The organism is Spirochaetota bacterium, assembly GCA_030154445.1.
Taxonomy (GTDB): domain Bacteria; phylum Spirochaetota; class Brevinematia; order Brevinematales; family Brevinemataceae; genus Brevinema_A.
In genome coordinates, this window is record JAGUQW010000004.1 from 176,420 (window position 1) to 199,381 (window position 22,962).

At 29.2% G+C, this 22,962-nt stretch carries 22 protein-coding genes; 13 read left to right on the plus strand and 9 right to left on the minus strand.

Annotation, left to right across the window (positions count from 1 at the left end; genetic code table 11):
* Positions 1–37: 37 nt before the first annotated feature.
* Complete coding sequence (gene tsf, locus KFW21_02810) at positions 38–820, minus strand: translation elongation factor Ts (protein MDK2818364.1); 783 nt, start codon at positions 818–820, stop codon at positions 38–40.
* Between the two features lie 10 nt (positions 821–830).
* Positions 831–1,616: a 30S ribosomal protein S2 gene (gene rpsB / locus KFW21_02815; GenBank protein ID MDK2818365.1), complete on the minus strand. Its 786-nt coding sequence runs from the start codon at positions 1,614–1,616 to the stop codon at positions 831–833.
* Positions 1,617–1,781: 165 nt separating this feature from the next.
* Between rpsB and KFW21_02820 the strand changes: the two genes are divergently transcribed.
* Together KFW21_02820 and KFW21_02825 are read left to right on the plus strand one after the other, a co-directional pair.
* On the plus strand, positions 1,782–2,411 hold the full coding sequence (locus KFW21_02820) for an ABC transporter ATP-binding protein (GenBank protein ID MDK2818366.1): 630 nt from the start codon (positions 1,782–1,784) through the stop codon (positions 2,409–2,411).
* A 75-nt stretch (positions 2,412–2,486) separates the two neighbouring features.
* Positions 2,487–3,185 (plus strand): hypothetical protein, encoded by a 699-nt coding sequence (locus KFW21_02825; GenBank protein ID MDK2818367.1) that lies wholly within the window; start codon positions 2,487–2,489, stop codon positions 3,183–3,185.
* A 57-nt stretch (positions 3,186–3,242) separates the two neighbouring features.
* On the opposite strand, the gene KFW21_02830 is transcribed toward KFW21_02825, so the two are convergent.
* Complete coding sequence (locus tag KFW21_02830; protein ID MDK2818368.1) at positions 3,243–5,480, minus strand: lytic transglycosylase domain-containing protein; 2,238 nt, start codon at positions 5,478–5,480, stop codon at positions 3,243–3,245.
* Between the two features lie 137 nt (positions 5,481–5,617).
* On the opposite strand from KFW21_02830, the gene KFW21_02835 reads away from it, so the two are divergent.
* Positions 5,618–6,034 (plus strand): hypothetical protein, encoded by a 417-nt coding sequence (locus tag KFW21_02835; GenBank protein ID MDK2818369.1) that lies wholly within the window; start codon positions 5,618–5,620, stop codon positions 6,032–6,034.
* Here the strand turns inward: KFW21_02835 and prmC are convergent.
* Positions 6,031–6,879, minus strand: a complete 849-nt coding sequence (gene prmC, locus KFW21_02840) for a peptide chain release factor N(5)-glutamine methyltransferase (GenBank protein MDK2818370.1) — start codon at positions 6,877–6,879, stop codon at positions 6,031–6,033. The genes KFW21_02835 and prmC overlap by 4 nt on opposite strands.
* Positions 6,880–6,960: 81 nt before the next feature.
* On the opposite strand from prmC, the gene KFW21_02845 reads away from it, so the two are divergent.
* Complete coding sequence (locus tag KFW21_02845) at positions 6,961–7,776, plus strand: NAD(+)/NADH kinase (GenBank protein ID MDK2818371.1); 816 nt, start codon at positions 6,961–6,963, stop codon at positions 7,774–7,776.
* Between the two features lie 15 nt (positions 7,777–7,791).
* Positions 7,792–9,477, plus strand: a complete 1,686-nt coding sequence (recN, locus tag KFW21_02850) for a DNA repair protein RecN (protein MDK2818372.1) — start codon at positions 7,792–7,794, stop codon at positions 9,475–9,477.
* Between the two features lie 64 nt (positions 9,478–9,541).
* On the opposite strand, the gene KFW21_02855 is transcribed toward recN, so the two are convergent.
* The 3 genes from KFW21_02855 to KFW21_02865 form a co-directional block, all read right to left on the minus strand.
* Entirely contained in the window at positions 9,542–10,273 is a 732-nt protein-coding gene (locus KFW21_02855; GenBank protein MDK2818373.1) for a hypothetical protein, read from the minus strand.
* Positions 10,273–12,864, minus strand: coding sequence for a DNA polymerase I (gene polA / locus KFW21_02860; protein ID MDK2818374.1), 2,592 nt, complete (start codon positions 12,862–12,864; stop codon positions 10,273–10,275). The genes KFW21_02855 and polA overlap by 1 nt, the downstream gene beginning before the upstream one ends.
* A 443-nt stretch (positions 12,865–13,307) precedes the next feature.
* Positions 13,308–14,768, minus strand: a complete 1,461-nt coding sequence (locus KFW21_02865) for a hypothetical protein (GenBank protein ID MDK2818375.1) — start codon at positions 14,766–14,768, stop codon at positions 13,308–13,310.
* 308 nt (positions 14,769–15,076) lie between these two features.
* Between KFW21_02865 and murC the strand changes: the two genes are divergently transcribed.
* The 8 genes from murC to rplT all read left to right on the plus strand — a co-directional run bounded on the left by murC (position 15,077) and on the right by rplT (position 21,052).
* Complete coding sequence (gene murC / locus KFW21_02870; protein MDK2818376.1) at positions 15,077–16,468, plus strand: UDP-N-acetylmuramate--L-alanine ligase; 1,392 nt, start codon at positions 15,077–15,079, stop codon at positions 16,466–16,468.
* On the plus strand, positions 16,434–16,994 hold the full coding sequence (locus KFW21_02875; GenBank protein ID MDK2818377.1) for a tetratricopeptide repeat protein: 561 nt from the start codon (positions 16,434–16,436) through the stop codon (positions 16,992–16,994). The genes murC and KFW21_02875 overlap by 35 nt, the downstream gene beginning before the upstream one ends.
* An 18-nt stretch (positions 16,995–17,012) precedes the next feature.
* Positions 17,013–18,059, plus strand: a complete 1,047-nt coding sequence (locus KFW21_02880) for a hypothetical protein (protein MDK2818378.1) — start codon at positions 17,013–17,015, stop codon at positions 18,057–18,059.
* Between the two features lie 21 nt (positions 18,060–18,080).
* On the plus strand, positions 18,081–18,314 hold the full coding sequence (locus tag KFW21_02885) for a DUF1049 domain-containing protein (GenBank protein ID MDK2818379.1): 234 nt from the start codon (positions 18,081–18,083) through the stop codon (positions 18,312–18,314).
* Between the two features lie 29 nt (positions 18,315–18,343).
* Entirely contained in the window at positions 18,344–19,705 is a 1,362-nt protein-coding gene (gene radA, locus KFW21_02890) for a DNA repair protein RadA (GenBank protein ID MDK2818380.1), read from the plus strand.
* A gap of 97 nt (positions 19,706–19,802) precedes the next feature.
* The gene (gene infC / locus KFW21_02895) at positions 19,803–20,354 is read left to right on the plus strand and encodes a translation initiation factor IF-3 (GenBank protein ID MDK2818381.1); all 552 of its coding nucleotides are present in this window, start codon (positions 19,803–19,805) and stop codon (positions 20,352–20,354) included.
* Positions 20,355–20,385: 31 nt separating this feature from the next.
* Positions 20,386–20,583: a 50S ribosomal protein L35 gene (gene rpmI / locus KFW21_02900; protein MDK2818382.1), complete on the plus strand. Its 198-nt coding sequence runs from the start codon at positions 20,386–20,388 to the stop codon at positions 20,581–20,583.
* Between the two features lie 112 nt (positions 20,584–20,695).
* Positions 20,696–21,052: a 50S ribosomal protein L20 gene (rplT, locus tag KFW21_02905; GenBank protein MDK2818383.1), complete on the plus strand. Its 357-nt coding sequence runs from the start codon at positions 20,696–20,698 to the stop codon at positions 21,050–21,052.
* A gap of 86 nt (positions 21,053–21,138) precedes the next feature.
* Here the strand turns inward: rplT and KFW21_02910 are convergent, their stop codons facing one another.
* Positions 21,139–21,300: a hypothetical protein gene (locus tag KFW21_02910; protein MDK2818384.1), complete on the minus strand. Its 162-nt coding sequence runs from the start codon at positions 21,298–21,300 to the stop codon at positions 21,139–21,141.
* A gap of 131 nt (positions 21,301–21,431) precedes the next feature.
* Positions 21,432–22,958, minus strand: coding sequence for an aryl-sulfate sulfotransferase (locus KFW21_02915; GenBank protein MDK2818385.1), 1,527 nt, complete (start codon positions 22,956–22,958; stop codon positions 21,432–21,434).
* Positions 22,959–22,962: the final 4 nt, after the last annotated feature.

Consider the following 22,962-nt stretch of genomic DNA (forward strand, 5'->3'; position numbering starts at 1 on the left):
TCCAAATTATATGGAGGGTTTTTTAATTAATTATAAATTATAGTCCTATTCTAATAAACGCATTTATTTTAGCAGTACCAAGTAATTCGGAAACTTTTTTACTTTCATCAAATATAAATGGTTGTTCTAAAAGAATACTTTCAGCATAGAATTTGTTCATCATTCCTTCAACAATTTTAGGAATAACAGCTTCTGGTTTGCCAGATTCTTGAGCTTTTACTGTGTAAACTTCTAATTCTCTATCAATTATATCTTGAGGAATATCAGATTTCACTAATCCTAATGGATTCATAGAAGCAATTTGCATTGCTACATTTTTCATAATTTCTTCTGATGGATTTCCTTCAAAATCAATAGCTACTACAATTTTACACATATGTATATAATTATAAAGTGTTCCTTTTGCTTCAAGAATTTTCCACTCTGAAAGAATTACATTTTCACCTAATTTTGCGATAGCAGCTTTGCGCTCTTCGTCAATATTAACTGGTAATTCCGCTCCAGGAGTAAGATTAGCTGCAAGAAGCATCTTGGCAGTTTCTATAGCATATTGTTGAAAAACATCAGTTTTAGCAACAAAATCTGTTTCACAATTAACACGAAGACCTAAGCCTTTGTTACCTACTTGAGCAAAAGAAACAGTTCCTTCTTTCACTTCATTATCAGCTCTTTTACTTGCTTTTGCAAGTCCTTTTTGGCGAAGAATTTTAACAGCATCATCAATATTACCACTTGTTTCTTCAAGTGTTCTTTTGACATCCATTAATCCAGCACCTGTCATTTCTTTAACTTTTTTAATATCTTCCATCGTTACAGACATTTGATTCTCCTTATTTTTCATACCCTTGAGCAAGTTCATCAACAGAATCATCAAGAGTAGTTGGAGATGTAATGTTTTGTGCAATTGTATCAACAATCACCTCTTCTTCAACGATAAAATCTGTTTTTGCATGTGAACCAGCACCTTCTATAATAGCATCAGCCATAATAGCAGTTAATAATTCAACAGAACGAATAGCATCATCATTACCAGGAACTACATAATCAAGAAAATCCGGATCAATATTAGTATCAGCAATACCGAATACTTTGATTCCTAATTTTTTAGCTTCGAGAACAGCATTTATTTCTCTTTTAACATCCACAACCCATAAAGCTTGTGGAATTTTTTTCATATCACGGATACCATCATAAAATGCTAACATACGATCTAATTGTTTTTGAAGAGCAACACGTTCACGCTTGATCATTTGATCACCTTGTAACTCAATCTTACGCTCAAAACGTTTCATTTTTTCTACACTTTTACGCAATGTTGAATAGTTAGTAAGAGTTCCCCCTAACCAACGTTTGCTCACATGATACATTCCACAACGAGCACCTTGTTCTTTGATAGCTTGTTGTGCTTGTTTTTTTGTTCCTACGAAAAGAACTTGACCACCTTTTTCAGCGACCTCTTTCATAGCGGTATAAGCTTCTTTCAGCTTTTCCGTGGTGTAACGCAAGTCTATGATGTAAATCCCATTTCTTTTTGTGAAGATATAAGGTTTCATTTTGGGATTCCATCTTTTTGTCTGATGTCCGAAATGCACGCCTGCTTCAAGCAGATTTCGCATTAGCTCGGTATCATTATAAATTATGCTTGCCATATAGATTTGTCCTCCTAAGACATTTTTGTATATCTTGATATTATAACATAATATAACTTTGTAGTCAATATATAATATTGTGATTTTCATTAAAATCATCTATAATAACTTAAAATAGTAAAAGAGAAAATTATGATCCGAATTCAAGATTTTTCAATACAATATTCTGACTTCAATTTTTCTATTCCTTATCTACAATTGCCATCTACAGGTTTAATACTTATTCATGGAGCAAATGGCTCTGGAAAAACATCTCTTCTACTGAGCATAACAGGATTTAACAAATGTTATCAAGGGAATATTTATCTAAAAAATATCAATATTAAAGATCTATCTCACACTAATATTATCCAACAAGTTTCTTTTCTTCCTCAAATATCTACAATACTCCCTCCTATATCAGGATTAGAATTTGTACAACAAGGACTTTACCTCAAAGGTGAAGATCAAACCATATTCTTAATAGAACGATTGCAAATTTCTCATTTATTATCTAAAGATTGTCATACTATGTCAGGTGGTGAAAAACAACTGCTATCTTTTGTTAGAAATCTAGCTATCAAAAAATCAATTATTATTCTCGACGAACCGGATTCTTTTTTATCTAAATCGAATAGGCAGAAAATAATCGATCTTATTACCATACTATCTCATTCTCATCTTGTCTTATTTTCAAGCCATCAATACGAATTGTTTTCCCCTACTTTATTTTTAGAAATAAAAGAAATTACTGATTATCATTTTCAAATTATTCCCAAATAATAAACTTTAATGATTTGACATTTATTTATAATATACCTACTTTTGAGATAGGTACATATATCAAGGAGGTATATTATGAATAAATGTCAAAAAAATATTTCATTTGTCTATATTTCCATATTATCAATTTTTATATCTATATCAATAGGACATACCCAGTTCAACGATATAGACATGGATAATATGGAATTAATAACAAATCAAATAGATTATCAAAATAATATGAACAGAGAAGAAATTATATCACAAAATAACATATTAGATAATTCTCCAGAATTATCTACAGATGATTATCATTTTGGAATTTGGGTCAATTACCAACAACAGTTTGGTGCTATTGGAGATAAATTTTTAACTATTGGTGGACCAAGTTTTGGTTTCAATCTTGGTAAATATTTTTTCCTTGGTGGTGGTGTTTATTCTTCTTTTGGTCAACAAAATTTTGGTGGTGTTAATGACCATTCATTCGTATATGGCGGTGGGATTATGGGATTTCGTTGGAATCCTAACAATCCTGTTGTTTTTAGAACACAAGTATTGGTTGGAGCTATCGCATTTGACAGTATTTCAAGAAATATTCCAGGTCTTATTGAAAATCGATCAACATCATTAATAGTTGTTCCTGAAATTGCTTTTGATATTCGTTTAATAGGGTATCTATTTTTATCACTATCAGCTAATTATCGTTATGTACAGGAATTACCAGAAGAATGGTCTAAAATGAAGGGATTAGGTGCCTTATCTGGGGCTATAAGCTTAGGTTTATCTTTTTAATTTTTTACAAATTTAATCAAAATAAAAGCCTTTTCGTTAATGAAAAGGCTTTTATTTTTAATATAAATCATTATCATATAACAAACGATACATTCCATGGTTATAATTAATCACTTTAACATAATTCCGTGTTTCTTGATAATCTATTGCTTCTATAAACAAGTAATCGTCTTTAATATGTTTATATTTTTTACGCCAACGATTTACTGCTCCAGGACCTGCGTTATAGGCAGCCAAAGATAACAATACATTTCCATCCATCATATCATACATTTTTTTATGGTAATAAACACCCATCCTCATATTATCATAAAAATCATAATTTAATAAGCAGGGTTTTTTGAGCCAACGCTTGATATCTACAGCTGTATAAGGCATTACTTGTGCAAATCCGACAGCACCCACTTGTGAATAAACTCTTTTTCTAAAATGACTCTCTGCCATAAAAGAAGATAACATCCAATAAGCTAAATCTTCATCATTATCTACCCATTCTTTAATCAATCCAAATTCTGGTTTTGGGAAAATAACTTCTACTATTTCTTTTGGATAATTTGGTACATAAGTAGATCCAAACTGATCTCTAATATAAAAATACATTCTAAAAGCCAAATAACCTTCTATATCACTATTAATAAAAAGATCTCGATATTTATAATAATAACGAGCTGTATCATGCCAATTATTATTCGTTTTCATTACTGTTAGTACAGCATTTTCTATATAATCTTGTGTTTCAGGAGCTAAATTGCTCATTTGTGTTGAATATTTTTCTAAAATAGAAATTTTTGAAACACTCTTCAAATCTGCATAAACAATTTTATTAAACGCTTTTTGATCTGCATTTAATTTTTGATGATCTACATACTGAGAAAGCTCACTATCCACTAAAAAAGATTTGTAAAGCATTAATCGATCTTGTAACTTAAACTTAGGAATTTGTATCAAAATATTTTTGACTGCTTTCTCAAAGATTTCTCTAAATTCATTTCTCATTGCTTTTTCTTTATTCTTGGCTACAATACCAGAATAACCAAAAGCATCTTGAAAAATCAATCTCAAATAATTTCTATAGGCTTCTTCTTTTTTACCAAAATGCTCTTTAATCAAACCATGCATAAGAATAACTCGAGAATTTGTTGGATTAACAGATAAACCCAAATCTATAGCAATTTCAGCCTTTACCATATCATTCCGTATCAAAGCTCTAAACACTTGCAAATGTTGATCAATTACAAGTGTTTTATAATTTTTTTTGTACCAAGAAAGAACATAATCTGGGTCTTTATGAAATTCTATTCCATTTTTAGCTCTTTGGTAGAATTTTTTTTGATAATAATAATCTGCTTGTACAGCGACAATATCAGCCAACGCAGTTTTCTTTTTTCCTATCAAATACTCATATACATAGATATAAAATTCAAGACTAGATTTGGGATTTTCAATAATATAATCATACAATAAAAGAATAGAATCATTTTTATTGCCATCTAATTGCATTTTGCGAGATAAAATTTTTGTATAGTATTCCGAATCATTAAATAATTTTTTATATCTTTTAGCAAATAATAACGCTTCATCTCTGTAAGTCTTCACTCTAAGATTCATTTCAACAAGATTTGTCAGATCTTTTTTATTATTATATTTTGCTGGATCTAAATTATCTAATATATCAACATAAGCTAGGTTTTTAACAAATTCTTGCTGATGATTAATAATATTTTGTATATTATATGATTTACCTAATTTGTTTTTAGCCAGTTCTACCCAAGCCTCACCTGGTTGTGATAAATTTTTATCTAATATTAACATTGCTTCATAATTTTTTGAAGACCAGAGTGCAGAAAAAAGTTCTTTATCCAAGTAAATACGAATAGGAGAATCATGGGGTACAAGAACTACAATATCAAGAATTGCTAATTCTTCTTCTGGAGTCAGTATATTGGGATCATCTAATTCTATCAATACTTGTAGATATTTTCTAACATAAAAAGGGAAAATATAACTGTATTTTTTTGATCCATATAATTTTTTAGCATCAATAAGATAAAATTTTTGAAAAGATTTTTTATATTCTCTAAGTTCCAAATAGCTACTAGCCCATATGTATTGTAATTCCAAAGTATTAGCTTTAAAAAGAGAGTTTTCAAAAATTTCAACAACATTTCGATAGTGGCCTTTTCTATAAGAGACAAGTGGGTCAGATAGAACTTGTTCATAAGATATATTTTTTTCACTTTTAGCACAAACAGAAAAACCTAACACAACAGTTAATAACAATAGTTTTTTTTTCACTACCACTCCTCTATAAAATATCAATTAGTATAAAACACAGAAAATGTTATGTCAACTATAACAATATTCAGAGAAAAATGGATTGTTTTTTATATTTAATATATAATAGTAAGAATATCTATATCAAGGAATATTTTATGAAAAAGATATTATTATTTTATTTATTTATCCCTTCTATTATAATTTTTGCTCAAGAGGATATCTCTCAAAATATATATACATCTTTGGAAGGTATTTGGAATTCTCCTTCAAATGGTGATATGAATATTATTCTCAATATCACTAGTAAAGGAGAATTCACATTATCAATTACTCAATCTTTTAATTTTACAAATAAGATGACAAGAGAGCACTCCAAAGCTATGAAAAAATTAATACCTGAAACAGGTTATTTTAAAATAATAGATATTTTCAATCAGAATGAACCTTTTAATGTAAAAATGGAAATTCTATGGAATGGAGAGCTATCCACTAATAATTTGGAAATAAATGAGAATAAAATTTTTATTATCAATACAAATAGCAATCTTAGTGAATTATTTCTTTCACGCTAACTTTTTAGAATTAGTACTCTCGGTAATCCTGATAAATCATCAACTAGTTCTCTATTAACGAATTCGTTCTCTGCAAATAATTTAGAAACTTTTTCATGTTTGTGATCTATTTCTAAAAAAATAGCTCCATCTTTTGCAAGATGTTTTTTGGCAAATTTGGCAATGGCTTTATAAAAAATCATCCCATCTGCTTCTGCATATAATGCTGTGTGTGGCTCAAAATTTTTCACATGACTATCCAGTAACATCATATCATTATCATCTAAATAAGGTGGATTGGACACAATACAATCCCACTCTCCTAATTCTTGCCACAAAGATTCATCCAGAAAATCTTTTTGTTCTACTTGTACATTTTGAGAAGAAATTCCTAGATATTTTTTTGATCTTTTAAAAGGTGCATCAAAAATATCTATTCCTATTATTATTGCATGAGAAAAAAGTCTATGCAAAGACAAAGCTACAATTCCTGTTCCTGTACCAATATCTAAAATACGAAAACTTTTTTCTTTAGAATAATGTTTTCTAACTGCTTCTACAAGAATTTCTGTATCATATCTAGGAATTAATGTTTGTTCTGAGACAGGAAATTTATCTTGATAAAAATAACTATATCCCAAAATATAAGCTAAAGGTTTACCTGTTTTTCGTTGTTGAATAATTTCTTTAAATCTAATGTATTGTTTATTTGTTACTTCTGTATTTTTAGCCAAAGATATTTCATGTCTATGTATATTCATTATATCCATGATTATCCGTGATAACTCTTCTTCTCTTTCTACAAAAATATCTTGATTTAATTGTATTCGACCATACTCTAATAATTGCGTTATTGTTTTTTTCATAAAATATTATAGCATATTTTGACACTTTATATTGAATTTTTACAAGAAACATAGTATTATTTATAAGTTATAGAGGAAAATATGAAAAATGCATTAATTACTGGTAAAACAAATAATCCATCTCTTGCTCCTATCTTCAAACAATTACAAGAAGAATTACTTCTTCTTGGCACTAATTCTTTTATTATTCATCCGCAAGAAGATATCTTACCAACTCAAAAATTTGATATTATTTTTTCTGTTGGTGGCGATGGTAACTTCGTAGGAGCATCTCGTAAATATGTTCATTATAATGTTCCTATTATTGCTATCAAAGGGGGAAATATTGGATTTCTAACTAATATTGATTCTAAAGATTTCAAAACAGAATTACCAAAATTATATCAACCCAATAACAAATGGACAAAAAGATTGTTACTTTCTGGACAAAAAGATAACGGCGAACAATTAATAGCATTAAATGAATTTCTTTTTTCATCAGAAAAGAAAGGTTCAATTTCTGTATTTACTATTTGTATCAATGACGAGCAAGTAATGTATATTCGTGCTGATGGTATATTGCTTGCATCTCCAACAGGATCTACTGCATATAACATTTCTGCTGGAGGACCTATTTCATTGCCTGATATGGAACTATTAACGATCACTCCGGTTTGTTCTCATATTTTAGGAGAACGCCCTTTAGTAATTGATTTGAAAAATAAAATAACTATTATTAATCATTCTGAACAAGCCAAAATATGGGCTGATGGACAAGAATTTATAAGTTTTCACGACAATGAATCGTTTACTATTACAAAACCTTTTTATATTAATAGCTTATATACTTCACCAAAAGATTTTTTCAATATCTTATCTCGTAAACTCGGGTGGAGATCAGGAATGATTAAAGATTAAATTGTAGGAATACTCATGTTAGAAAGAATATCTATCAAAAATTATGCTATTATTGATAATTTAAAATTAGATTTCCATAAAGGATTTTCTGTATTTACAGGTGAAACTGGAGCTGGAAAATCTGTGTTAATTGGAGCTTTGGGTTTGTTACTCGGTGCACGCAGTGATTCTTCTATGATACGGTCTGATGCTGAACATATGATTATAGAGGGTGAATTTTCTATCTCTGATTTGGAGATCCAAAATTATCTTTCTGAATTTCATATTGATGATCCTTCAAATATTATTATTAGAAGAGAGATATCTCAACAAGGCAAAAATCGTGTTTTTATTAATGGAAATCAAGAAACTTTATCCAAATTAGAAGAAATAGGAAATAGACTTGCTGACATGCACGGTCAACATGATCACCAACTTCTTCTTAACAAAAAAATACACGGCGATGTTCTTGATTCATTTGCTAATTTAATAGATTTACAAAAAGAATTCGAAATAATATATCAAGAAACACTTCTAAAATTAGAAGAAAAAAATATTTTAGAAAAAAATGCTGATTCATTAAGACAAGAAAAAGATTATTATAATAATGTATTCAAAGAAATATCTAATGCTCATTTGAAAGAAAATGAAGAAGAAGAACTCGAATCTGAATTAGCTCAAATACAAAATAAAGAAAAAATTGCTGATGCTTTAAATATCGCTCATCAAGGAGTTTATGCTGCTGATATCAATGCCTCAATGATTTTGGAAGATGCTAAAAAAGCAATGAATAGCATTTCTTCTTTTTCTAAAAAATATGAAGAATTGTCTGAAATTTTAGAAGATGCTATTATTAAAACTCGAGAAAGTGGGCATTTATTATCTAGCTATGTAGAAGATAGTGATTTCAATACAGAAACACTAGATAAAACATTAGATAGAATAGCTTTTATTAAAGAACTAAAAAGAAAATATCAGAAAAATTCTATAGAAGAATTAATTACATTTGCTCAAGAATGTCAATTATTATTTGATAAAGCCTACAACCTAGACGAAGAAATCACAAAAATTGCTAAAGAATATCAAGATTTATTACTCAGACTACATCAAGATGCTTTAATATTATCCAAAAAGCGTCAATCTGCTGGTGTAGAGATGAGTACTAAAATTGAACAAGAATTATCTTTTTTAGGGATGGAATCTGCTAAATTTGAAGTGAAAATAACATATGCCAAACAAGATACTTCCTTTTTTATATTAAATAGTACCCCTGTTTATATTTCTGAAAAAGGGATAGATAGAATAGAATTTATGATGTCTTCCAATATTGGTGAAGCACCCAAATCTCTTGCAAAAATTGCATCTGGTGGAGAAATTTCTCGTATCATGCTCTCTCTAAAATCAGCTCTTGCCAAAAGTGATCTTGTAGGTACTGGTGTTTTTGATGAAATTGATGCAGGTATTGGTGGAATGATCGCTCATAATGTTGCACTCAAAATTCAGGAAATATCCAAATTAAGACAGATATTTTGTATTTCGCATTTAGCTCAAATTGCTTCTAAAGCAGATTTTCATTATCAAGTAAGAAAAGAAGACGACGGTAATCGTACTTTCACTAATGTTGTTCTCCTAAACAAAGAAGAGCGTATCAAAGAGATTGCTCGAATGCTTGGTGGTGAAGGAGAAAGCTCTGAAAGACTCGCTCGTGAAATGATAGGATAGGATAGTTTTAGAAAGATTATATATTCATTATTACAAAAATAAAAGCCCCTTATTCTAGGAGCTTTTATTTTTGTAATAATGAATATAATTGTAATTGTTGGATACAGATTGATTCTAAATTATAATTAATTTCTATCAATATTTGTCCATCAAGATTGTCATCCACAAAAATATCATAAGCATTTTCAAAAATATGCCTTTTATTTCCGAATACTTGATTGATTTTAGCACACATATCAACCAAGTTGATTTTTATTCCTTGTAGTATAATAGTCTGATTATCCAAAGAAATATTTTTGAGATTCGTAATAATATCGTGAAAATGTATTACTCTAAATAAAGAATCTTTATTCCATTGTAAAACTTGATCATCTTGTAATAATCGATGGTAAGGATGATACCTATATTCTTTATTTAAAACATCAGGAATATAAATGGGGTGAATTCCGTAGCCATGATCAAAAAATTGTACAAAAGAATAATAAAGAGAGAATACTTTATAAAGATCTGGATCTGTAGTATTGTAAGTAAAATTTCTTAAAAATCTTTTTTTTATTTTACTTGAGGCATCACAAATACCGTGAATACGTGCAAAAAATTGATACAGATAATCATGCTTAATTAATCGAGGATCATACAGATCTATATAAGTATCCAACCATAATTCTTTTACATCTAAAGAATTAAAATCTGTAAATTTTTCATCAAATATTAGCACATCATTATCAAAGTAAGGCATTATTGTTCTTAAAGGACTTTGGGAATAAGTAATAATTGCTATTTTTTGTGTATTCATTAATGAGCCTCGCTCCAATTATCTCCTACGCCCACTTCCACTTCTAAAACAACATCCAAATTTGCAACAGAAGACATGCTTGTAATTAAATCTTTTCGAAATTCATCTACAATACTCGGTTCTACTTCAAATAATAATTCATCATGCACTTGTAAAATCATAACAACTTTGTCCAAATATTTTTCATTGATCATTTTATCTACAGCTAACATTGCTAATTTAATAATATCAGCAGCTGTACCCTGTACCACAGCATTAATAGCAAAGCGAGAAGGGTGAGATAAATTAGTGATTTTATCAGGACTTTTACCTAGTAATTCTGGAGTAGGGCGTCTTCGTCCATACATAGTACTAACATAACCATGTTTACAAGCAAACTCTAAAGTTTCTAACATAAACTTTTGAATACCAGGAAATGTTTCAAAATATGAAGTAATAAAATCACGAGCTTCACCAAATTCAATATCTAATTCATTGGCCAAACGAAAGGCAGACATTCCATAACTAATACCATAATTTACTGTTTTGGCTGCTCGGCGTTGATCATCATTCACTTCACTTTCAGAAATTTTAAACATCTCAGCAGCAGTATATCTATGGATATCTCCACCACTAGTGAAATATTTTATCATTTTAGGATCTTTAGATAAAGATGCAAAAAGTCTTAATTCTATCTGTGAATAATCAGCACTTACTAATTTTTTACCTTCAGAAGGAACAAATGCCTTTCTAATTTCTTTTCCCAGATCTGTTCGTATAGGAATATTTTGTAAATTTGGATCTCCAGATGATAGTCTTCCCGTTGCTGTAACCGTTTGATGCAAGGTAGTATGAACTCTATTATTAGTATCTACTAATTTTGGTAAGGCATCTGTATAAGTACTTTTAAATTTAGATAAAGAGCGAAATTTCAATACCTCTTTAGGTAAAGGATGTACAAAACTCAAAGCTTCCAAGCTTTCTTCATCAGTAGAATATGATTTGGTTTTAGTTTTTTTATGAGGTTTCAATCCCAAATCTTCAAATAATATTACTCCTAACTGTTTTGGAGAAAGAATATTAAACTCTTTTCCAGCTATAAGATATATTTTTTGTTCTAAAGCACTAAGTTCTTTTTCTAATGTTACTGAAATAGATTGTAATAATTCTGTATTTAAAGCAACACCTTTAATTTCTAAATTTGCTAAAATAGGGCGTAAAGGCATATCAATATTATAATAAATTTTACCCATACCATTAGCAACTATTGTTTTACCAAGTTCTTGTTTTAATTCATAAAAAACACGAGCCGTTGGGTCATGTTTGCCCAAATATGCCAAACTCAAATTTTCAACAGCATATACATTTCTGGCAGGATCTAGTAAATAAGCCATAATTTTTATATCATCACAATTAGGTAATATAATATCATAAAAATGAAAAAAATGAATAAGTTTTTTTTGATTAAATACTATTAGTTTTTTTTCATTTTCTTGTAATGCCTCAAAAAACATGATAATCATATTTTTAAACTCTTTAATTCTAGAAAATTCTAAAGAAAAAACTTCTTCTGTAGACGCAAATTGTAAAGATTCTCCTACAATTTGTAAGCCCACTCCTATTGATTTACTAAGAATATCCAAAGTAGACAAAGAAAATTCTTTAATTTCTACAGTTGATTCAGCTCCACCAAATAAAGATATTTCATTATCTTTATCAGAAGTAGTTCCTTTTGCATAAGACAATTCTTTTAACAGAGAATATAGCTCCAACTCCTGCAGTTTGTCTATAAATTTTGTGGTAGTTAAATGATTGATCGTAAGAATATCTTCATTAATATGAGGGATTGTAACTTCCAAATCTTCTTTTAGATAAATTAAATCCAAACTCATAAATCCATTTTCTTTACTTTCTATTAATTTTTTAGCTAATGTCGGTTTGATAGAAGATATATTTTCATAAATATTTTTTAGACTATGATATTCATTAATTAAGGTAACAGCACCTTTTTCTCCTATTCCTTTAATACCAGGAATATTATCAGATACATCACCTAAAATTGCTAAATAATCTGAAATTTCTTCTGGGTAAACACCTTTGTATTCTTTTACTCCATCTCTATCTAAAAATCTTGTCCCATCTGGAGAATTTTTATCAGGTAAAGCCACGACAACATTATCTTGCACTAGTTGTAAGAGATCTTTATCACCTGTAAATATGATAATATCATACTCATTTTTGTATTTTTTAACTAGAGAAGCTAACACATCATCTGCCTCATGACCAGAAACAGTAATCCCAGGAATATCTGCACATTCTAAACATTCTTTTGCAAGAGGCATCTGAGCAATCAAATCTAATGGGGTTTCTTTACGAGTAGATTTATATTCGCTATATGATTTTGTTCGTTCTAATGAAGATCGAGGAACATCAAAAGCTGCTACAATACTATGACAAGGATATTTTTTAATCAAATTAAAAAGCATTCTCAAAAAACCAAAGACAGCACTAGTTGCTTGACCTGATTTTGTATGAAGAGGATTTCGCATCATAGCATAATAAGATCTAAAAAGTAATCCTGAAGCATCTACGAGTATTATTTTTTTCTTCATTACATCATTCCTTGTAGTAATATTATATTAAATAGTATAACACACTTTATTTATTATGAGAATAAAATATATTATATTTAAAAGAAGAAAAGGATATAAATAAATTATATCCCCTCCGCAAAAGATAGGTATGAATATTGATAAGGCTGGTTTGATATGATACTCATAGAAAAGTGTTTAACTGATGAGGTGTGTTATACACTCATATGAAAAATACACAATTCTTTTTAAAAAAGACAATTTAAAGAAAAAATTATTTAAAGAAAAAAACGAGGTGGCTGAGGAAGAGCCGACCTCGTTTATTCACCAAAATGAATTTTACAAATTGGGAGGGGGAAAAATTATAAAAAATATCTTTGTTTTATAAAAAATCGATATATTAAATTATAATCTTAATAGTTCACAAAAAAAACCTTTCCATCATAGGGAAAGGTTTTTGAAATTTATAATATTAAATTATCATTGATACCTTTTAAGGAATCATTAATAAGAGCTGACGCTTCTAATTGAATACGATCATGTTGTTGTTGTTGTTTCAAAGAATAAGCCTTACGCTGTGGTGAATTATCCAATCCCACAGTCATATTCAAATAGAGTTGATCATTAATAAATAAGTTTTTAAAATAACCTTCTCTATAATAAGCAAGATCCATTCTAAACCATTTCCAGCCTACACCAATACCAGTAGTAATAAAAGAATCATAAACACCTACACGAAGATCCAAAAAGTTAAATAATTTAACTTCAGTACCTACTCTCATTTTATTGATCCATGATTCATATTTATTTACAACATTCTCAAATTCTAAATATAAGCCAACTTCTTGAATAAATTTATTAGCAAAATAAAATCTATAAGAAGCACCAAAATCTAAGGATAAAGGAATTTTTGAATTTTCAATTCCAACACTTATACCATCTGTATTTTTCCAACGATATCCAGTAGAAAAAGCATCACGAACAGAAAGACCAAAAATAAAATTTTCTAATCTTAATGCTGCTCCAAAATCAGAAGATATACTACCTGCTTGATAGATTTGAGAGGAAATATTAGAAAAAGAATTGCCTAATTGATCTACTGAAACAAAATCATCCCCAGAGCTAACTTTAAAACGTTGTGAAAATCGTAATGTAGCACCTAAAGACAATCCTGAAACTTTGTCTATACTTGCAAAAGGAATTCTATAACCATACGCAACATTCACAGTAATTTCTGCCGTTGCATCAAATTTTGCTTTAGGAATTAATGTTTTTGCTAGATCTGGATTTTTTTGTAGTTCTGTAGCAAATTTTTCTATATCTTTATCTGTTAAACCAGCCTTGAGAAAATCTTTACCTAGATATTTTTTTACTATTTCTACAGCTTGGTCTACAGAAATTTTGTCTCCAAATTTTAGCAATTCTGAACCTGTAGCAACAAGATTATTCATACTTACATTAATACCATTTTTTGACAATATATTGTTGGGATTATCAACAACTGCTATCTGAGTATCAGCAGAAGTTGTTGTCCAAAAACCAAATCCTTTACCCATATAACCTACATTTAATGGTCCATTGATTCCTATTGTTGGAGCTTTATTAATTAAACTATCATAATCAATAGAATGAAAACTTGTTTCATCAGAAGAAATATTACCAATATTTTTCAATACACTAAACATTTCAGGATTCATAGCGATTCCTAAGGAAAGAAAAGGAGCGATATCATGATCTGTCATCAAACCCAAAGCTGCAGGATTATGTATAGCAGAAAAACTATATCCTATTGTAGACACACCAACGCCACCCATACCCATTGATACAGCATCTTTGTATATACGTTTTTCAGACCTTGTTGCATGTAAATCTGCAGTGAGCAATACATAAAAACACCCTAGTAAGATTATTATCTTTTGTTTCATAAAAAAATACTCCTAGCATACATATTATTTATAATTTGAAAAATCAACTATAATACACACTTATTATAATTTATTTTTTCATAAATAGCAATATCAGATATGACTATTTATTGAATTAGAGATGCAATTTGTATATTTATCATAATTATATCTTAATTTATTTTTATTTCGGTATCTTTCTCTTAAAATTATAGTAAATATACAAAAAAAACATTTTTTTAATTACATAATGCAAATATTAGAAAATTCCGATATTATATAGTACAATTATATAGAATAAAATATTATAGTTTTGCAAGGATATTTGAATGTTACAAATTGAAAAAAAATCTCATATACATTTTATAGGTATCGGTGGCGTTGGAATGTCAGCTTTGGCTATTATCCTCAAACAACAAGGCTATTTTATATCTGGTTCTGATAGTAGTGAATCTCAAAACACTAAAAAACTTTCTGATTTAGGGATTTATATTACTATTAATCATTCAAAAAAAAATATTTCTAAAAACATAAATTATGTTGTGTATACTAACGCTATTTCTGATTCTAATGTTGAATTTTTATATGCAAAAGAATTAAATATTCCCTTGATTGTGAGAGCAGAAATGCTCAATTTTATTGGATCACATTTCTTTAGCATTGGTGTATCTGGTACACATGGTAAAACTACCACTACCTCTATGACAGCAAAAATATTTCTCTCTGCTGGTCTTGATCCTACTTTAGCCGTTGGTGGTTTTCTCCCAGAAATACAAGGAGCAGGATACAAAGGTTCTGGCGATACGATGATCTATGAAGCATGTGAAGCCTTCGGTTCTCTAAATTACCTTTATCCTGATGTAGCATTAATTACTAATATTGATGAAGATCATCTTGATTTTTTCAAAAATCGGCAAGAAGTTGAAGATTTGTTTTTAGAATATCTCAATAATCATTTGGCTCCCAAATCACTGTTGGTTTGGAATGCCGATGATGAATGTCTTGCAAATGTCGTTTCAAAAAGTAATACAACTAGAAAAATTTCTGTATCTATTCGAGCAAATCAAGGTGATTTTTGGATTAAGAATATCACTCTTCACGAGCAATCTTCTGAATTTGATGTATATTTTGGTGAAGATTTTATAGGACATTTTATTCTTGGTGCACCAGGGATACATAATGTTTCTAATTCTTTATTAGCTATTGCTATTGCCAAAATACAAGGTATTGATAATATTTCTATTATTAAAGCCTTAAAAGATTTTCAAAATGCAAACAGACGCTTTGAAATAAAAAATACTTCAAAAAAATTAACTATTATTGATGATTACGCTCATCATCCTAGAGCAATATTGCTAACCTTAGAAGCAGCTAGAAAAATTGCTACAACAAATAATGCCAAACTAATTGCTATTTTTCAACCACACTTATATTCACGAACACAATATTTTTACAAAGAATTTTCAACTTCATTATTACTTGCAGACAGTGTGATTCTTACTGATATATATGCGGCTCGTGAAACAAATGATCATAATATTTCATCTCAATTGATCTATGATGAAATATATAAACAAAAACAAATGGATAATTTGATTTTTGAATCAGAGTTTAATAATATTGTTAATATTGTTAAAAAAATTACTTTAAATCAAGCGTCTGTCGTAATAACATTAGGAGCTGGTGATGTTTGGAAAATTTCAGAACAAATTTGTTCTTAATTTAATTTTAGTTTTTTTATTAACTACTCCTATATTTGCTAAAACTAATTCATTTTCTATTAATGGTTATGATTTTGATCAACAAAATATTAATTTTAACAAAGGTCTTAGATTACAAGGTATTGGAGATTATTTCTTCAAAAAAAAATCTTATGCACAATCTGTTCCTTATTATCAAGAGGCTTTGGAGTTAATACCTACAGAAGCAGATATCACCTTTAAGCTAGCTGAAGTTTATCAAAATCAAAAATTATGGCGTTTATCTATTCTTTATTACAGAGATACTATAGAATTACTAAAAAAAAAGGTTAACTTTAACAAAAGTCAATTAAATAGCTATATTGCTAATATTAGAATTGCTTATATTTATCATTTACAAGGAGACAAAGACCAGTCTATCACTCTACTAAACTCTATTAGAGAAGAAAGCTCTTTATTGTTATCTTTGTATCCAGAAGCATGGGAAGAATTAAAAAAACTCAATGATATTTATCCTACTACTGCAGTTCGTAAAACAAATTTATAATTATTTCAAAGAGGAAGAATGTCATCTATAATTTTAATTTCAGCATCTATAATTTTAAGTAGTATTATATCGATTTTATTATTTAAAAAAATCAAACAACTTTCTCCACAAAATGGAGGAAGTAAGTCATTTCAATCTATGTCTAAAGAAGAATCTATCAAATATATTTCTCAAAAAGCAGACTTAACAGATGAAGAGTCTGCTGGTTTAGAGGTTCTTTTTGAACTCGTTTCTAGTATTCGTCTTTATACTGCATTTGAAGATGAAGAAATCTCCAAAAAATGGCTTATTACCTCTCGTAGAGCTATTAGCAAATCAGAACAATTTGATCCTGTGACAAAAGAAGAGCTGGAATACACTGCTTATGAAATTCATAGAAAAATTAATAACAAATATCACTTGATGCACCCTAGTGTAAAACATATTTCTGATGTTGCTCTTGGTCAAATAATGTCATTAAAAATATCAGATAAAATAAAAATACAAGGTGAATTAATAGATACTAATTTTCATTCTTTGTCTATATTAGTTACAACACCTCTTCCTATTAGTTCTTTAAAACTTATCAAAAAACAAGTATATGTTTCTTTTTGGAAAATCATGGATGCTTGTTATGGTTTTAATGCATCTATTAATACTGTAGAAAAAAATAAACAGAATAATATTCTTCACCTATCTGTACCTCGAGAAATATCATGTATTCAAATAAGAGAATATCCAAGACAAAATACTGAAATACCTATTAAATGTAGACAAGGGATATTATCTACAGACACAGATACAGGAGCTTTACAAGAAAGTTTTAGCGGTGTATCATTTGGTATTGTTAATGATATAGGATCTCGAGGATGTAGTATTATTTCACACCTACCGATTCCTGAAAATACTATATTAATAATAGAAATTCCCTTATTTAACCAAATTTATCATATTAAAGGAATTATTCGAACTGTTATAAATCATAGTGAAGTATTCACATTACATATGGAATTCCACGAAGATACGCCTAAAAGTATTATTTTAAAAATATATCATTATATTTTTGCAGAAAACACATCTAACTAAAATTATTATTAAGGATTTTTTATGAAACATCTAAAAAACACATCTAGTCTTATTATTTTTGGGATTTTTCTTATTTTTGCTATTCAAAACAACATTTCTGTGGATTTTAAATTTTTAATGTTTAAAATACCCCAAATTCCTTTGTTTGTCATTAGTATTGTTATCTTTATTATTGGCTTTATTCTTGGTAGAATAACAGAGTGGTTTTCTTACTTGTTTAATAGTCGTTCAGAGAAAAACGAGAAAAATAAATAATCTACTTTTTTATAGTATAGGAGTTTGATTTGGCTAAATCAAAATCAGCTTTTTGTTGTGGTTCTTGTGGTTATGAAACCGCCAAATGGTTAGGAAAATGTCCTTCTTGTTCCGAATGGAACACTTTCAAAGAAATATTTTTAGGAAAAAATTCCTCTAAAAAAGCTAGCGGTAGTTTTAGTGCTAATATCCAAAAAGCTGTTCCTGAGAAAATAACTACTATTACTTCTAGTCAAGCATCTCGTACTTTATCTGGTATTTCTGAATGGGATAGAGTTTTGGGTGGTACTGTTCCCGGTCAAGCTATTCTTATTTCTGGAGAACCAGGAATAGGAAAATCTACCTTATTATTACAAATCGCTAACAAATTAGCAGAGCAAGGAACTGTACTTTATATTAATGGTGAAGAATCTTCAAATCAAGTCAAACTTCGTGCAGATCGATTGGATATTAATTCTGATAATCTTTTTTTATACTCAGAAACTGAGATTGAACATATAACAAAAACAATAGAAGAAACTAATCCTTCCTTTATTATTATTGATTCTTTACAAACACTATCAAATGAAAATATTGAATCTTCTCCCGGCTCTCTTCCTCAATTAAGAGAATGTACTCATCAAATTGTGAATTTATGTAAAAACAAACAGATCACTTCCCTTCTTGTATCACATGTTACTAAAGATGGTTCTATTGCTGGTCCTAAAGCTATTGAACACCTCGTTGACACCGTATTATTTTTGGAAAGTGACACAAGAGGTATTTATAGAGTCTTAAGAACTTTTAAAAATCGTTTTGGTGCTACTGATGAAGCTGGGTTTTTTGAAATGCGTAGCAAAGGACTAATGCCTGCAGATGATTTATCTGAAGCTTTTTTATCTATTCATGAAGATCCTGTTTTTGGTTCTGCTATTTATGCAAATGCTGAAGGACAAAGAGTCTTTCCTATAGAAATACAAGTGCTTTGCCATCATACCAATCAAAATTATGCTAAAAGAACCGCTGAAGGATTAGATAATAATAGACTTACCTTATTATCTGCTGTAGTAGAAAAACAATTGCGTATCCCTCTCTCTAAATATGATATTTATGCGAATATCACAGGGGGATTAGAAATCAAAGATAGAGCTATTGATCTTGCATTGGTTGCAGCCATGTGTTCTTCATTCAAAGAAAAACATATTGACGACAGAAGTGTTTTTATTGGTGAAATAGGACTTACAGGAGAAATACGACCTGTGAGAAATATAGAAAAAAGAGTAAAAGAGCTGTATCGATTGGGGATGAAAAATATCTACATACCTTATAGCAAAAAAGATATGACTGAACTAAAAGATTTTCCTACAAAACAAATTCGCCATATTAATGAGATCTTTACAATTTTATTTTAATAATCTCATATAATAACTACACAATCTATTGATTAAATAAAAATATTATTGTATAATATAAAATACATGAAACTATAATAAAAAGGAAGTTTTTTGAATGCGAAAACCCAATAACTTTAGAAGACCCGAAAATAAAGATCAAACCAAAATCAATGAGCATATTCACGCACCACAACTAAGAGTTTTAGATCCAGAAGGTGAGGCTCTCGGTGTTATGTCTTTAGCAGATGCATTAGCCAAAGCAGAAGAATTATCTTTAGATCTTGTAGAAATTTCTCCAACAGCTGTGCCACCTGTTGCTCGTATTGTGAATTATGGAAAATTTCTATATCAAAAAGACAAAAAAATAAAAGAAGCTAAGAAAAATCAGAAAATTGTTGAAATGAAAGAAGTTAAATTTGGACCTCATATTGATGTACATGATTTTGACTATCGTATCAAAAGAATTCAAAATTTTCTTGCTAAAGACGATAAAGTTAAAGTTAGTATTCGTTTCCGTGGTAGAGAAATGGCTCACACAGAAATTGGTTTCGAACTGGTCAAAAGAATCGTAGAACAAGTTGGCGAAAATGTCGTTGAAAAACCAGCTAAAATGGAAGGAAGACAAATTCTAATGTTTTTAGCTCCACCAAAATCATCAAAAAAATAACTAAAAACTTTTAGAAAAATTGGAGATATTCATGCCAAAAATGAAAACCAATCGTTCTGTCGCAAAGCGTTACTCTATTTCTTCTTCTGGAAAAGTACGTCGTAGCAAATGTGGCAGACGTCACCTTCTTGAAGGTAAATCCCCTAAGGTAAAACGCACCAGCAAAGGTCTTGTTGAAGTGCGTAAAAAATTAGCGGACAAAATCAAATTAATGATGCCTTACGTATAAATTGATTTGTAGATCGAAAGATCTTCTTGGTATTTGAATGGGACGGGTGTCCATTCGAAGCCTATTGTTGTTAGTGTAAGGCACTACAACAAAATAATTTTAAGGAGTAACCATGAGAGTTACCACTTCAAAAACAACCCGTGCACGCCATAAAAAAGTTTTAAAGCGTGCCAAGGGTTTTAAAGGTGCAAGAAGCGTTCGTTTTAATGTTGCTAATGAAACATTACTACACGCAATGCGTTATGAATCTATCCACCGTCGTACAAGACGTCGGGATATCAAAAGATTATGGATAACTCGTATCAGTGCTTTTGTAAGAGCTGAGGGGATCACCTATTCTAGATTCATGGAAGGTCTAAAAAAGGCCAACGCAGCTATTGATCGTAAAATACTCGCTTGGTTATCTATTAATGATACTCCTGCAATGAGTGCTTATGTTGTATTATCCAAAAAAACTCTTGGTGTATAATTTTCAATCAAATACTAGAGAATATAAAAAAAACCTTATCTATAAAGATGAGGTTTTTTTGTTTTATATTACTCGTGATTTGAATCCTAACCACCTCTTTTAGAAGGTGTTGTTCTTGAAGCTGGTCTTGGTGCAGCCATAGGTTTGTATGATTTTTGTCCGAAACCTTGCTTATTACCCCCACCTGGATTACTACTAAAACCTGCTTCTCCAAATTTTGGAGTAGTATTGGGTTTTTGATCTGACATTGAAGTCTCCTTTGTGATTTTTATAGAATTATCTCATTTATTTTCTTTGATCTCTTTAATATACGAATTTTAAATTATCAAAACTCAGTGTTATAATAAGCTCATCTATTTTTATATAAAGAATAGAAAAATTACTGATTTGGAAGAATTTCTTCATTAAAATCCACAGAATATTTTTTTCTTTTATTACGATAAGGATAGAGGGGAAATTTGTCTATTCTATAAAACATACCTGATGCTTTGATTTCCATATCAAACAAAATTTTATTATTGGGCGCTAGCTCTAAAATGCGACGTGGATAACTATGACCATAAAATATTAACCAGTTCTCCAAATTTGGTCCGGAAAGATCTATATCACCAACATATTGAGAATACGATTCGTTCTTATCCAAAAACTCTCTAACCACTTTTGCTTGTTTAGTTTGATGATTAAAAGAATATTCTAAAACACGAGATCCAATAGGATTGGCTCGACCTTTAGATCTATTATCAAACAAAATAATATTACCATTTTTTTTCAAAAATAAAGCATGTTGACCTTGTGGACCATATTGTTTAGTAGTCATCATTCGAAATTTTTGTAAGGATGGAATATCTACTAAATATAAAGAAGATTTTGGTTTTTTACCATAGCCAACACCTTCCTCTGTTTTTAGATTATTATTAACTAGAAACCATTCTAATTTCCATTCTTTAAATTTTATTGCTAACAAACCTAAATGTCTCAAAGACAGATACAGTCTATCATTATTTTTATCATAGACCAAAGAATTAGCGTGTGCCCAATCAATACGCTTTGCTTTTCCTTTGTTAGTATATATATTTTCATCATCATAAATCATATTTTTTAATAACGGTTGATCTTCTACAGAAGTAGCTTGTTTTATTAACTTTCCTATAGATAATTCTCTAATAATATTTTTATTTTCATTCAACTCAAATACCATATCTTCCCAACCCCATTGGGAATTACCAAGAATAATCTCTCGTCCATTTAAGCTATTCACTGATTCATGATGCACATCATATTCTTTACTAAATATGATATTACCTAATAAATCTCTTTTTATATACATTTTATTGTTACTAATATATAAGATATAGACATTTTTACTATCAACTTCCATTCTCATTACTACAGGCTTTTCTTTATTATTATTATACAGATACCGAATATCTCCTTTTTTATCAAATCCTATAATTTCATTTCCATTAGGAAAACTAGAAAAATATAAATTATAATCAAATATTGAGTCTGGGGGTAATATATTTTTATTCACGGTAGACTTAATAGTCATTTGTGTGTTTAGTTTTTTGGAATTTCGAATATCTATCTTGGCTGTGATAATCTCATATGTTTGGGAAGAATTATTTTGTATTATTATTATTTTATTAGTATAATTCTCATACAGTCCATGAACAGGCATGTTTATACCATAATCAACTGGATAAGTAGTCGCTATAGAGTCTCCTGGAACTTTACCTTGGACAATAATTGTTATTGGTGTTGTATTCGTTGTTGCTAAAACAACAATTGCAGATAAAGGAGTATACCCTAAAGGATTCAATATTATTAACAACTTATTTTTTTCATTTGCTAAAGTGTTAAAATTAATAGTAAAAATAAAATAAAATAAAATTATAAAAAATTTCATCCCC